This window comes from Halobellus ordinarius (assembly GCF_031823395.1).
GTDB classification, from domain to species: Archaea; Halobacteriota; Halobacteria; order Halobacteriales; family Haloferacaceae; genus Haloquadratum; species Haloquadratum ordinarius.
Map to the genome: position 1 here is coordinate 18,528 of NZ_JAVQKJ010000011.1, position 13,940 is coordinate 32,467.

The 13,940-nt window shown below is 57.4% G+C and carries 9 protein-coding genes and 6 pseudogenes; 10 read left to right on the forward strand and 5 right to left on the reverse strand.

Annotated elements, in window-relative coordinates:
* The first annotated feature begins 120 nt into the window (after positions 1-120).
* The 5 genes from RJT48_RS16165 (at position 121) to RJT48_RS16185 (ending at position 4,101) form a co-directional block, all read left to right on the forward strand.
* Positions 121-1,017, forward strand: a complete 897-nt coding sequence (locus RJT48_RS16165) for a hypothetical protein (RefSeq protein ID WP_311173378.1) — start codon at positions 121-123, stop codon at positions 1,015-1,017.
* Between the two features lie 294 nt (positions 1,018-1,311).
* Positions 1,312-2,238, forward strand: a complete 927-nt coding sequence (locus RJT48_RS16170; RefSeq protein ID WP_311173379.1) for a transcription initiation factor IIB — start codon at positions 1,312-1,314, stop codon at positions 2,236-2,238.
* A 77-nt stretch (positions 2,239-2,315) separates the two neighbouring features.
* On the forward strand, positions 2,316-2,828 hold the full coding sequence (locus RJT48_RS16175) for a winged helix-turn-helix domain-containing protein (RefSeq protein ID WP_311173380.1): 513 nt from the start codon (positions 2,316-2,318) through the stop codon (positions 2,826-2,828).
* Positions 2,825-3,277: a toxin-antitoxin system TumE family protein gene (locus RJT48_RS16180; RefSeq protein WP_311173381.1), complete on the forward strand. Its 453-nt coding sequence runs from the start codon at positions 2,825-2,827 to the stop codon at positions 3,275-3,277. Before RJT48_RS16175 ends, RJT48_RS16180 begins: the two co-directional genes overlap by 4 nt.
* A 2-nt stretch (positions 3,278-3,279) precedes the next feature.
* Positions 3,280-4,101 (forward strand): SWIM zinc finger family protein, encoded by an 822-nt coding sequence (locus RJT48_RS16185; protein WP_311173382.1) that lies wholly within the window; start codon positions 3,280-3,282, stop codon positions 4,099-4,101.
* 58 nt (positions 4,102-4,159) lie between these two features.
* On the opposite strand, the gene RJT48_RS16190 is transcribed toward RJT48_RS16185, so the two are convergent.
* A complete protein-coding gene (locus RJT48_RS16190; protein WP_311173383.1) occupies positions 4,160-4,711 on the reverse strand; it encodes a DUF7342 family protein in 552 nt (183 codons plus the stop codon).
* Positions 4,712-4,847: 136 nt separating this feature from the next.
* Between RJT48_RS16190 and RJT48_RS16195 the strand changes: the two are divergent.
* Positions 4,848-5,745 (forward strand): annotated as a pseudogene (locus RJT48_RS16195) (biosurfactant protein 1).
* Between the two features lie 879 nt (positions 5,746-6,624).
* Here RJT48_RS16195 and RJT48_RS16200 read toward each other — a convergent pair.
* Positions 6,625-7,971 carry a Cdc6/Cdc18 family protein gene (locus RJT48_RS16200; RefSeq protein WP_311173384.1) on the reverse strand — a complete coding sequence of 449 codons (1,347 nt, stop codon included), beginning with the start codon at positions 7,969-7,971 and terminating at the stop codon, positions 6,625-6,627.
* A gap of 771 nt (positions 7,972-8,742) precedes the next feature.
* Positions 8,743-9,779, reverse strand: a pseudogene (locus RJT48_RS16205) (hypothetical protein); the annotation flags it as partial.
* Between the two features lie 393 nt (positions 9,780-10,172).
* On the opposite strand from RJT48_RS16205, the pseudogene RJT48_RS16210 reads away from it, so the two are divergent.
* Together RJT48_RS16210 and RJT48_RS16215 are read left to right on the forward strand one after the other, a co-directional pair.
* A pseudogene (locus RJT48_RS16210) lies at positions 10,173-10,901 on the forward strand (APC family permease); the annotation flags it as partial.
* A 106-nt stretch (positions 10,902-11,007) separates the two neighbouring features.
* Positions 11,008-11,448 (forward strand): APC family permease, encoded by a 441-nt coding sequence (locus RJT48_RS16215; RefSeq protein WP_311173385.1) that lies wholly within the window; start codon positions 11,008-11,010, stop codon positions 11,446-11,448.
* 267 nt (positions 11,449-11,715) lie between these two features.
* Here RJT48_RS16215 and RJT48_RS16220 read toward each other — a convergent pair.
* Positions 11,716-12,335 (reverse strand): annotated as a pseudogene (locus tag RJT48_RS16220) (IS6 family transposase).
* 52 nt (positions 12,336-12,387) lie between these two features.
* On the opposite strand from RJT48_RS16220, the pseudogene RJT48_RS16225 reads away from it, so the two are divergent.
* Positions 12,388-12,600: pseudogene (locus tag RJT48_RS16225) on the forward strand (IS5/IS1182 family transposase); the annotation flags it as partial.
* Positions 12,601-12,629: 29 nt separating this feature from the next.
* Positions 12,630-13,453: pseudogene (locus RJT48_RS16230) on the forward strand (transposase); the annotation flags it as partial.
* Here the strand turns inward: RJT48_RS16230 and RJT48_RS16235 are convergent.
* On the reverse strand, positions 13,414-13,800 hold the full coding sequence (locus RJT48_RS16235) for a hypothetical protein (RefSeq protein ID WP_311173386.1): 387 nt from the start codon (positions 13,798-13,800) through the stop codon (positions 13,414-13,416). The pseudogene RJT48_RS16230 and the gene RJT48_RS16235 overlap by 40 nt on opposite strands.
* Positions 13,801-13,940: the final 140 nt, after the last annotated feature.

Consider the following 13,940-nt stretch of genomic DNA (forward strand, 5'->3'; position numbering starts at 1 on the left):
CTCGAGTTAGAATCTCACCAAGTCTACTCCCTCGACACTGACTAAGCGGTGTCTCTCAAATCTGCACGGCAATACTCCAAACCGGCAAACCCTCAGTACCTCTGACTCGTAGCTCGCAGTATGCCCTACTGCCCGAATTGTGGGAGTCAAGTCAAGGCGGTTCACCACTACTGCGGATCCTTTGGCCAGGCACTGTCTGAGATTGCAGATTCGGAGAGCAACCCACCGATGGCTATCGAGATCAACCGGCGGATGCTCAATACGGCTCGGACAGCCCGCCAGTCACTATATACCGACGCCTACACCTACTACGATCGATACCGCCGGTTGTTGGCCGGGGCCTATGATGACGATGATATCTCCGAGTTGCTATCGGACACTCTCGTCGTCCCGGAGCGCTTGCCGCGGCTGTTCGAACTGTTCTGCATTTTCCGACTTCTCAGAGGGTTTAGCGACGAGGGATTCCGACTGCATCCGATTGAATCTGGGTCGAACCCGCTCGCGTCACTAGAGGGCGACCAGCACACGGTCGATGTGTACCACGACCGAAGCGGGGAACTCTCCTTCCACGTTCCACTCTTGGAACTGGATGGAGTCGAAGAGGACTACGTCGAACGCATCCGGCACATCCAGCACCGTCATGAAGAACTGGTAGATGCTTTTCTTGGGGACGATACGCGGCATTCGCTGTTCAGTGGACGCCCCGATATCGTTTTCGAGGTGTATGATTCCCCTCGGCGAGAGATACCGGTATCGGTCATCTTAGCCGAAATAAAATATAGTGACAGTCCACAGACGTTCAAGAGCGGTCTAGAGGAACTGCTGGAGTACATCGAGTTCGCCCAGCAGGATGGTTATCTTACCGATCAGGACATCGAGAGTCGGGGGCTACTCATCACCGACGGGGTTGAGTCGAACATGGTTGCCCCGCTTGATGGGCACATCACGCATCTCTCGGCTGCTGATCTACCAGCTGAGAGATTCTCAACGCACTGGATACCAGAGAGGCTTCGATAGGTCAATCGAGGTCCGCAGACCGTCCGTATTCGTGTTTGTGTTCGGCGCCATGACTGCTGGGAGCCTCGCGAGAATTGTGTTCTGCAAGCCATAACCACGCGATTGGAAATATTCTCGATGATTCTATGAGCAAGAGAATGCAGTTCAGGAGTGGGCCGTTCTGTTGTAGAGTGAGAGTGCGCCGTATTCGATTCCTCACTCCGGTGAGACAGTTCATCCTCATATAGATTTTATTTCACCCCCAATGGGTGAGGGGCTCGCCGTACTGGCGATTTCCTGAACACGGTGAGAACGATGGCAACCAGAAACATCTACGAGAACGGATTCGACGAAGACGTCCGAACGGAATCGAGTGCGAACCAGTGTCCCGAGTGCGACGGCCGGGTCACCACGAACGCGGTCGAAACGGTCTGCGAGGACTGTGGCCTGGTCATCGACGAACAGCGCATCGATCACGGGCCGGAGTGGCGGGCGTACGACGACGAGGAGTGCGAGCGAACGGGCGCCCAACTCACTGTGGCTCGCCACGATCGCGGCCTGTCGACGGAAATCGGTCGCGGCACCGACGCGAAGGGGAACGAGATCTCTGGGCAGAAACGACGGCGACTCGCGCGGATGCGTCGTGAGCAGACACGTGGTCGCTGGCGGTCGAAAGCGGAACGGAATCTGGCCCACGGATTGGGCGAAGTGCGTCGGTTGGCGAGTGCCCTCGAACTCTCCGATTCGGTCCGCGACCAGGCGTGTCAGCTCTTCCGGAGCGCCCAGAACGAGGATCTGCTTCGTGGCAGATCCATCGAGGCCATCGCCGCAGCCAGCGTCTACGGGGCCTGCCGGTGCAACGGTCTCTCGCGGTTAGTGGACGACATCAGCGAGATGGCCCGCGTCGCGGAGTCACGGGTCACGAACGCGTACAAAACGCTGAACGAAGAGCTGGGACTCCCCGCTGAGCCCGTTGCCCCCAGTATGTTCGTGCCGCGACTCGCCTCGGACCTCGAGTGTCCGGACAAGATCCGTCAACGGGCCCGAACGCTCGCGGAGCAGGCCGAGGAGCGCGGCGTCACGACGGGCGTCCATCCGGCCGGGTTCGCTGCGGCCTGTCTCTACAAAGCGGGGGAGGAACGGGGGTACTGGGTGACGCAAAGCGACGTCGCGGAGACAGGAAACGTCACGCCAACCACGGTTCGGACGCATCACGAGACGTTAGAGGAGCATATAGCCTGACAACGCACCTGTACAAATACTGCCGCTAGATATTTTTCTCAGGAAATTATTTGTTTCTCGACCGCGTAGCACCCAGTATGACCGAGACGTGGAAGGATATCAACGAACAGGTCAAGGCGGACTGGAAAGACGACACGACGCCGTTCGAGCGGGTGTACGAAATCGTCGAACAGACCCACGACGGACAGTCGGCCGCCGAGATCGCCGACCGAGCCCTCGTGAGCGAGCCGACGGCACGTCGCCACTGCAAGACGCTCGTGAATACGGGCTTCGCCGAGACGGAACAGGACGGCCAAACAACGCTGTATAAGCGAGATAGCGACCGGATCTTGATGTCCCGGATCCGTGAGCTGCGCGAGGAAGTCACTCGTCCGGAGTTGCTTGACAGCATCCAGGACATGAAGGCTGAAATCCGGGACTACGAGGACCGCTACGACGTGGTGTCACCGGAGGAACTCGCCCAGCAACTCGACGCCGACGAGACGAAGGGGTGGGATGACCTCACCGCGTGGCGCACGACGCGACAGAATCTCGCCGTCGCGCAAGCCGCACTCGCCTACGACGAGGCCAGCCACCAGCTCGCGGTATGAACGGGGACGACCGTGCCGGCGAGTTCGGTCCGATCTATCTCCCGGCACTCCAGCGGATTCGTGACCTCTGGCTCGACCTCGAACCGCTCGTCGACGAAACAGCGTACGACGATGTCGTCGCTCCCACAGAACTGCAGATCAGTCTCAGCGATGGGCTCGGCGACGCCGAGAGCGCGCGCCTCGATATCCAGTGGAGCGAACTGGGGATGTATTCGTTCCACTACGTCGATAGCGACGACATCAACTGGCGCTTCGATCGCCACCCGAATACACACTCGCCCGAGATCCACTTCCATCCTCCGCCCGAGGCCGCGACGACGGCCGCCGAGCCGTCCTGTATCGACGTGACCGAGGTCTCACTCGTGACGCGTGCCGTCTATGCGATGTGGCGGGCTGCGTACGAGGATGATACACTGGATCGGCTAAATAGTGCGTCAAACCCACCGTAAAAATGGACGTAACCGAGGACGCAGTTAGGGACATCTGCACGGACGCAGTCTTCGAACGGGGCGAACGATATCTTGCTGAGGGCCGTATCCGCGAGATTCACCGCGTCGACACCACCGTAACCGCCGTCCTGAGTGGCAGCCGTCAGTACGATGTTCGTGTTGAGCTCGCCACTGACGGGTTTGACCCGTGGTGCGAATGTCCGTACGACGGGCCGGGAGCGTGCAAGCACGTCGTCGCCGTGTTGCTTCGGTGTGTCGACGACCCACCGCCAGACGACGGCGATCGACTCGACGCCGCACTCGATAGCGCCGACGCCGACGAACTGCGCGCGTTCCTGCGTGACGAACTCGCGACCGATGTGGATCTCCGCGATCGGTTTCTCGCCCGCATCGGCGAGCCGACGAGACAGTCGGTCGACGAGTTTCGTACCTCGATCGACCGACGGTTCGAAGAGACGAACCCTGAGTACCACGTCGTCTTCGAGCCCATCGACTTCACGCAGTGGTTCGATCTCGCGAACGAGTATCATGAGCAGGGGCGGTACGCGTCGGCGGCGACCGTCTACCGGGCACTCACCGAGTCACTCGACGACAACATGGAGCGCGTTGACGGCGCGTACGACCATTTCTCGCGTGCATTCAGTCGGGCACTCGACGGGTATGTTGACTGTGTCGCGGCTACGGAACGCGACGCTGATGCGGTCACTGACGCCGTCGAATTCCTCACCGAGCGGGCGACATCGGGAACGCCGTTCCTCGCGGAACACTTCGAGAAGGCCGCAGTCGAACTCCAGCAAAAGGCGGATGAGCAGTCTTGCAAGTAGCTGTGTCGGCTACGTTCGGAATGCTCAACGACGACCGTAAGTGCGAAGATTACGAAAACTAGTTTGTGCCGCGGTCAGCCACGTTGATCCGCTGTTCGCGAGCGGCTTCGACGTCCGAGTAGAGCGCCAACGCGGGCTTGATGAGGCGACGGTCTTCCAGATTCTCCTCCCACCGCGTGATCACGTCACGACGTTCGTGAAGTTCGTCACTTGTGAGGTCGCCGTCGGGGAGCGACTGTTCGAGCTTCTCCCACGTCTCCACGTCGTAGGTCGCCTGCCATCCCTCGATTTCCTCGGTGATCGCGGCCAGTTCATTGCGAAGCTCCTCGCGCGTGTTTGCCTCGATGAGCGTCCGGATCTCCTCGAAGAGCAGGCGCGTGTAGTCCGGCTGGTAGCGCGTCGTCTCGCCGGCCTCGACGCGACGCAACTGGCCCTGATCGACGAGATCCTGGAGTTCCTCGTTGGTCGTACTCCAGGCAGCGTCAGCCTGCTCGCTGATCCAGTTGACGGACCGCGGTTCGCGAAGTGACTCGGCGACCGCCCGAATGCGGTCGCGGGCGCTCATCGACTCAGTCCACGATTGGGCCCCATCTCGCGAGGATTCGGACATGCTTGGCACCTCTTGCGACAGTGTTGGCACTAAACTCTCATATATAGTTGTACTCTCTCGTATAATCAAGAGTACGTTGCGAGCGAATGCGTCCGGATATTGAAATGCGATAACGGCAGAAGTTATGATTCAACTGATGCGCAACCGATGTTCTGACTTTGCGGAACTACGGCCGACCGGCGAGGCGTCCCACATTCCGGACACGAGGCTGGACGACGGGTGTGAGGGTGCCCCCCCGGCGGCAACGCGTCGCGACGAGCGCTGGTGGCTACCCCGATGCGCCGACGGTAACCGACGGCGAGTGCCGGTCCTGTGGGGCGTCAGTCCCAAACGGCCAGACGAAATGCCGGTTCTGTCTCACCAACCATCTCGGAAGTGACGCCACTAGCACGAACGAGATAGCGTCGACGACGGTCCTCGGCATCGTCCACCTGGTCGTCGAGTCGACCACGTTCTACGGCGCCGTCGCGAAGGGCGGCGCCGCTGCGAACCTCCTCTCCGCCAACGAGGCGGAACCGGCCGTCGACGACTACACGCTCATTTACGATCTCGACGAGGCGCCGGCGCGCCAGCTGGCCGAGCAATGGCCCGCACTCCCCGACGCGGTACAGGTGTCGTCAGCGGAGGAAGAGCGGCTTCTCAGTGCCGCCCGTGACCGGACTGGGTGGCACGGACAGGGAGCGTCGGAGCGGCAGGAGCAGGCCCCGACGCCGCTCTACGACCAGTGTGGGGACGGCATCCGCGACACGTCGCGTCTCGACGCGGTCCTCGACGACGCCGACGACGCGGTGTGGCTGGTTCCAGCGATGGCGCTGACCGAATCCGCTGACGAAGGTGCGGCTGATCGCCAGGTGTCGTCGGTACCGACGACGCAGGAACTCGACTGTCAAACCTGTGGACGGGCGACCGACCATCGGTTCGAGACCCACGAGTCGGTCCCGGATGCGGCGTGGACGGGGCAACCGATCTGGGAGTGCCGGGTGTGTGGCTCGGCTCGCTACGGCCCCACCAAGTCGGCACAGTCCCTGTCTTAACCAACAGCCCCATCTATTGTTCTCTGTAGGTTAAGTTTCGAACATCCACTCCGCGTTTCCGTCGTTTCGTTACCCGATGTAGGTCGATAGTCGGAAGAGTAAATGGCAACCTCGGATCACCCATCCCGTGTTTCCGTCGTTTCTCGATAACGATCTTATCAATAGTGACGATGGATTTTCAGTCGTAGCAAAAAATGCAGTTTGACTATAGGAGTTAACACCCCGTGTACGAAGTGAATTGGTGGAGGGCTTGGACCCGATTACCCAAATATCGTTGTCAGTTAAATGTAGTTGAGAGGAGATACACACACCTCGTCGAGAGTGAAAGCTGCCGGAAAATACAGAATTGAACCAGCAACGGGAAAATAAATTCTTCGTATTGATTGCTTCCGCTCCAACCACTCCACACCCCTCGTCACAAGTGAATTCGCTGATAAATTCTGAATTCATACACCCCGTGTTCGAAGTGTAAATACGCTCAATTGCGGCAACCTATCACTCTTACGTCGACTTTAGGGAACCGAATCACCGCTCCGATAGCTGTGATCAATTATTGAAAGGAGTATTCGAAAACAGATTGATATTCAATCAGAACAGCCACACAAGTTCATCTGAACTAAGCGGAAACTCTCCTTCGAATGAACTAACAAATACCGATGGAATGCCACCCCCCGTGTGAGAGATGAATCCACTCTTCTCCTAAGGGGACCCCGTGTGAGAGATGAATAGGCTGACAAACCAAGAGAGGGGACACCCCGTGTGCGAAATGAAATCTTGCGTACTGTTGTCAGACATATATCACCATCCTAACAACACTATCGCCGGAACCACCCCCCGTGTGCGATATGAATTCGGTGCCGGAGTCGGTGTCTCTTCGCGTTAATTCCCCTCGAAGAAATCGTCTATCTGTGCGTTGACAACTGATTTGACGAGATCCTCGTCGTGTTCAGCATCCTCGAGGCGGAAGTCAGTCTGGAGGGTCTCGGCGACCACTTCCGGATCGTCGACGAAGGTGTACTCCTTGTGGACACCACTGCCGTAGCCGCGTCCCCGCTTCTCCGACGTGACGAAATTGTATGTCTCAGCTTCGTTCATATATCGCAGATAGGAGTCGCGCGATTTTTCATCGGCATCCAAGAGGTCGGTAAGGTACTGGTACACCCGGTAGGCAACCGTACTGGGGACGGCGTTCAAATTTCGCTGAGAGTGGACTGGGACGATCGCGGTAGCGTATAGCGAGAGCTTCTTTTGCGTCGAAAGACCCTGCATCTGGGTCAGCGTCCGGTCCCGTTCAGCTTCTTTCTGAGCATCGCGAACGTGCTCTTCACTAACGGTGTCTTCTCCTTCCCGATCCGCGATTTCACCAGCCTTCCGGAACAGATCGATCGCCTTTCGGGCGTCGCCGTGATCCTGTGCCGCGAATGCAGCACTGAGCGGAATGATACCGTCTTCGAGGACATCATCCTGGTACGCGTCGCGGCGGCGTTCGAGAATCGCCTGCAGTTGATTCGCGTCGTAGTCGGGGAAGACGACGTCCTGTGGATTGAATGAACTCTCGGCCCGACCGTCAAGATCCTCCATAAATCGGGGATCGTTCGTGAGCGCAGCGACGGACACGTGGCCTTCGATGCGGCCGAGCTGTGACGCTCGCGACAGCTGGTAGAGAAGTTTCGAATACGCCGGCTCGTCGTTTGGATCTCGCTGTCGGCCTACCAGAAGGTCGACTTCGTCGAGGATGATGATGACCGAGTGGAAATTGTTGCTCAGAATTTCGTAGAACCGATTGAGCTTCTGGTCCGTCGAGATACCACTTTGAGGAATGCCGACATCGACACCGGCTTCATCAGCTGCATTCTTCGCCAAGCGATAGACAGCCCGGTCGTGGGACTTGATCGTTTGGCAGTTGATTTTGATGACGCCGAACCGATCTCCTTGCGAGTTCGCGAGTTCGAGAACCTGCTGGCAGACCGCATTGATGATGAGGGACTTCCCGGTCCCCGACGGGCCGTAGAGGAGCATATTGGGGGGACGATTCCCCTGCAGTGCCGGTCGTAGGTAGGTGATGATGTCGTCCAGCTGGTCATCGCGACCGACAATCCGGTCCTCGTCGATGACGGCATCCGGGTCGAGAAGCCCTTTATCTCGAAAGACAGAGTTCTGAACTCCCTCCTGAAGACGGCCTTTGATAGATTGTGAGAGGGATTGTTGATCGTCGCCGTCAGCCATATTTGCGCAGTTAGGTCGAAACTATAAATAGATATGGGTACCGCGTGCGAGGTTAAATCGCCCGTATTCAGTCGACAGAGACGATCTATGTAAGGGAGATAGGTAGAGAACGGTAACCGCGGGCGGAATCAATTGATCGTAGTGACCCCCCGTGTGCGATATGAAATGCGGGATAGTTCATCGGCAGCAACCGTTATTGAGGCGAGTCAGAAGAATCCGGTGAAGACACTCCCCGTGTGCAAGATGAAATATCGGACGTACTCTTAATCCAAATAGTACCAGAATATCTCTCGCCGATCCCGACAGAGATGGCATCTTGGCGGAAAGTCACCCCCATACCCCGTGTGCAATATGAATTCGGCGAGAGGGTAGACAGGGACGAACCATCCAAAGAACTCGGGATTCGGTGAGAGAGTCCACGAGAAGACGGAAACCCGACGAAGATACCCTGCCCACAAAGGAGCAAAACTACGGACGAGTTTTGTTATATCACGAAATATACTGTTTCTCTTCGACCGACTCTAGCACCAGTACGGATTTGGTTGACAGAGTACCTATGTAAAGGTTTCCTTTATTAGAGCTCACTTCGATATTGCTGTCTTCGAGACTTCTTCTCCGAGAAATCGTGTATTTCTGGTATTTCGTGGTCTCCCTCCCCGACCACCCCCTCCCGTCGTCTTCCCGATTTCATATCGCACACGGGGTGTGGGGGTTCGACCTCGTGGGGCTGTGATTAACCAACAAACTCACTGCGTGCGTCTCTTGTGTTGGTTAAGTATTCTCCGTGTTCGCGAACGCAGTTGACTCCGTGACCTGTGTCTCCGCGAGTTCTCGACGCAATTTCGAGCGGTCCCAGCCCATCGGCGACAGCAGACTTTCGACAGTTCTGGCGAGCTCCGTCTCATAGCACGACACATCGTACGACTCAATCTCCTCGTGGGCCAACGCGACCCGTTCTTGCGAGGTTTTCTCGTCATCGACGACCACGTACTCGATATCCTGTCCCGGGTGGACAGCGAAGATCCTGGCTCCCGAGCCCGCTTCAGTGACGCCACGTTCTGTGTGTTCTGCGTTTATCGCTCCAGCGGTTTGGAAACACGATTCTGTTCGACGAGTTGTTCACCCGATACCGTTCCAGCGTGGAGCGGATTGATGGCGTCCTAGAGAGTCGAGTAATGCGCCGGGGACAGGGTCGTATCGAACCGTTCGAGACACTTCTGCTGGACGGCTTCGATGTACGGTGGGGTCGAGCGTTGGCGGGCTTCGATCCCTCTAATCTTGAAGTCGTCTCCACCGGCGACCTTCCCGAAGGAATTCGTCAGGGCGCTGGCCTCACTCTTGCGCTGCGAGACGAACGCTACCCAGCCGTAATGGGCTTTGTGTTCGAGCCGTATCTCAATGGACCCCGTAATCTCCGTCGCGAACATTTCGAGGTCCTCGCGGTCATCGTCGTCGACGTCCGGATCCGGCGTCATCCAGATCGAATCGACGATCCCATGGACGACGCCCCAGTCGCCGGCTTCCAGCCGTGGCTTTGCCGTCAGCAGAATTTCGCGAGCGAAGACATTGATCGCTTCGTGGCACTCGATACGCCCGAAATTCACGTTGCTGAATCCCTGATACCCGAAGCAGGCGGCGAGAGACGTTTCGAGTACAGGTGCTGTTCGGGTACAACGAGAAGAAGTCGAGTTCATAAACGTTCTCGTGGAGCCGACCTCAGGGGCGAAGATGAAGCCACCCCGGTCGGCATCTTGGACCGTCTCCATCGGCTTGTAGAACTCGTGGCGCCAGGAGTTCCAAGGGGCGAGTCCGAACACGACGATGATCGTGAGAACGCCCGGTTCGCGGAAACTCGTCGTGGCGATGAGCAACGCGATGGCTACATTTCGCGCAGCAGTCGTCGTCACGAGGACTTCCCGTATGCGCTTCGCTGGGCCACCGAGGGCATACCCCAGTAGTATCGCATCGCCGACGACAACGACCGAGTTGAACAGCGTCCCCGTACCGACGAGCTGGCGCTTTTCCGCCGGCATAGACGATCGTCAAGAGGATAATCAGAAATTCGTAACCAATGTGTTCTCCAAAATCACAACAATTAAAAAAATTCGCTAATCAGTAGATGTGACAGCTACTACTAGAGACAACAGTCCCCCCGTACGGTTGGGTTCCGCGATCTCCTCTTGTTGAGCGTCGGGGGTATGATGGGTTCGTCGATATTCTTCTTTCCCTCATTCACCGGTCAATGGATCGGTCCTGGAGCAATACTTGCGTGGCTGGTCGCAGGTTTCGGGATGATTAGTATCGCACTTTGCTACACGGAACTCGCAACGGCCTTTCCGGAGTCGGGCGGCCCGGCCGTCTTTCCCGCGAAAACCCTCGGGCCAAACGCGGCAGTTCGTCGATTCGTTGCGTACTTGGAGGGGACGTCCTACGCGCTCGGGTGGGCGTTTGGCGTCGCCGTCTCGGCGTGGTACGTGGCGAACTATCTCGGGGCAATTCCAGAACTCGCGGGCGTCTGGAACTACACAGTCGCATTCGGCCTACTCGCGATTCTCGCCAGTCTCGCCATCACGCTCGCCGGTATCGATGTCACTAAACGGACGAACCTCGTCCTTACGGCATTCATCCTCGCCGTCCTCACAGTCGTCGCCGGCGTCGGCCTCGCGAACGGCGACCCGTCGAACGCTACCCCGTTCATCACGGGACGCGAAACACAGTTCTTCGCCGCCGTCGGCGTCGCTATCACGGGCTACGGCGCGTGGACGGTCGTCCCGGCTGCCGCAGGCGAGGTGAAGAAGCCGAATTGGACGATCCCGCGTGCCATCGTCGGCAGTCTCCTTCTGACGACGGCGTTCTACACTGTCATCGTCCTCGCGCTCCACTTTACAGTCGCGCCAAGTGCCTTCCAGCGTGGTAACCTCGTGATGGTCGCGCCTCTCTCTACCGTCGTCGTCGATGCTGGTCTCCCGTTGTTCGCGAACTATCTGCTTGCCGGTCGCCGCACTCGTCGCCATCTTCACCACGATGCTCGTCGGAATGACCAGTGCCTCACGCGTTCTCGCAGCCCTCGCCGAGCGCAACCTCTTCCCGAGTGCATTCGCCGCCACCAGCGACCAGACGAACGCTCCGTACGTCGCACTCTGTGCCGTCGCTGTCGCTGCTACCGCCGTCGTCGTCGGCAAACAGGTTACCGGGGGTATCGTCCTTGCAGCGCTCGTTGGAACGGTGCTCCCGTACGCCATCAATATCGCGTCATTTGTTGGCCTGCGCGTCCACCGTGGTGACATCTCCGCGCCGTTCCGTGCCCCCGGCGGCCTCGTCACTGCCGCCGTCGCTTTCGGGTTTCTCGTGCTACTCGCCGTGGGCCTCTCCATCGATTACCCTGTGGCAGCACTCCTCGCTATCTCTGCGCTGCTTTCAGGCTATGTCCTCCAATATACGCTCGGTGATGGACCGACCGTCGACCACACGACGTGAACAGTGGTCGCTTCAGAGGCCCTTGCCGGCGTATCTCACGTGTCCTTATTCTGCCGATGCCCTCTCGAAAACCAGGGAAGAAATACTGAAAAACACCGTCGAAATACATTAAAAGTCACTACAATCTACGTCGAAAGAGCGTAGAACGCCAGAAGACCCGGGTATGTATTATAATAGTGTTTAATTAGGAGCGGGATTGCTGAAAACGAGAGGCTGAGGACTTCGAAAGCCCCCGTGCTCTCGAGGTAGTGTTCAGATAAGCTGATTCTATGCGAAGGCAAAGGATCGAAGCCAATCGTCGGCGGTGTCTGCTTCGGCGTTGCTGAAACAGTTTGAGAAATGGTAGTTCTTCGTTTTATATCTCGAAAGACACGTTCGACGCTGTTCCGATTTCCATAGCGTTCATATCTAAAATCGAGGCTGTGGCGGCGACAGGCGTCTTTCAGTGAATGCGAGCCATCAATGAGAAACACGGCGTCGTCAACAGCGTGTTTCTCGCGGGGATCGGCAAAGAATGTGTGAGCAATTACCTTGTTTATCATCGGTTCAAGTGTTGTATGCAGTAATTCGTTTGTCTCAGGATCGACAGCAGTATACAGCCAGTACTGCCCATTATTGAGTCGGATCACGGTCTCATCCACCCCAACGTGATCCGGATTCCGACCAGATTCGGGCTGTAGATCTGCCTTGTGAACCCAGTTGTGAACGGTGGATCGAGCTCGACTGACACCGAATATTTCAAGAATAGAAATGGTATTCGAAAGTGATAGGCCAGCAAGATGGAGCTGAATACCGAGCTTCATCAGCAATCTCGGTGTCGGCTCTCGTTCCACAAACTCTAACTCGATCTCGTTCAAACAGCCGTCGAGGCGGTCGTTATCGGGCATAGCTCACTCAGAAAACGAACCGCCTCACTTTTCGACCTTATCTGAACAGTGCCACTACCGCGGGTCGTAACCGAACGCAGTTACGAACAACGCGCTCATCCGGGCGAAAGGTTGCCCTCAGCGCTGGATGGCCGAAACCTCGTAATCGACAACCAAGCGCTCGCACGGCGTCGCCGAGCGAGCGCTTGGCTGGTATCGACAGTTCCGTGAAATTGTCCTGCTGTTCGCCATCATCAACATAGAATCGTTGTGTGAGCCGTTATAACTACGACTCAGCATCTATTCAACAGAGCTGAGCAGTCAACACTGTGGCGAAGCTGGCACGAGCGGTTCACCGCTGACCTCAAGGAAACAGTCGAGACGGTGGCTCGAACAATCCTTATCAAAGCCCAGAATGCCGGTGTTGCGGTTCCCCGTGACCCAGAACGGAAGCTACAGTACCATAACGGCGAGTCTGGGGAGACCGGTCCGGACGGTCAGTCCGTTTTGGGAGAAGCAGCGAAGATCACGGACCACGTCAGCCGCATCGTTTTCCCGACGTTTTCGCTGGATCGTAGGGACGGCTGTGAGATATACAAGAACGCTTACTGGGATTTACAGACGTATCTCGGACTTCATGAGAGTCTCGCTGCAAATGAGGGGGCTCGCAGTTTCGTCGTTGAGTCAACCCGGGAGCGGACGCCGTTGGGTCACGCTCATCGGGAGCAGCTGCGCCACCTCTCTATCGAGCAGATCCGAGAGATGTACCGACAGGCTGTCCGTCAACTGCTGGACGAGGTCGCGGAGACAGAGGAAGTCTTCCGAGCGGGTATCGTCGCGATTGATATTACCGAAGCTACACCCTTCATTGGCGATAGAACGGGCTACGAAGATTTGATTATGGGGATAAAGGAAAAGACCAACGAGCACGCCTACCAGTGGGTAACAGTCCAGCTGGTCGGGAACGCCGTCCCAACCGTGCTGGACGCACGCTCGGTCCGAAAGGGTAGACTCGACTGGAAATAGTCAAGGATCTGCTTGACTCCGCTGAAAGCCTCGTACACGTCGATAACGTGCTGATGGACCGGGAGTTCGATAGTCACCACGTTCTGGAGATGGTCAGCCAGCGCGGACTGTCGTAAGTCGTGCCGAAGCGGATGATCACCCGCGTCCGACCCACAGCGACGAGCACCGCATCAGCTTCGTACTCTCTCGCCGCTGTCAGCGTCTCCAGTATGACCGAAACGCCTCGGTCTGTAGAGCGATACTCCGCGGCGAATTCGCCGTAGTTCGTTTCGATCGCGACCGCTGAAGCGGCTGACGAAACTGGAGCGACCCCGTCCGTCGGGAACGCGGTCATACGAAGGCGTTCGGTTTCATCCCGGCTGGATACCAGCTTCTGCGATACGTAGTCTGTCGTCTCGTATACCTTTACAGCAGACACTTGACTCGTGGCTCCATATTTCATTAGTTCGGAGCCGGTCACTGCACCGGCAACCTCGATTCCGACACTGCAAATCGGCTTTGAGGATGGGTGTTCGAAAAATCAGAACGGCTGTCGATGTCCCAGTCACCGGGAGGACGATCTCAGATAACAAATCTATATTTGTAATTTTGAAAACTGAG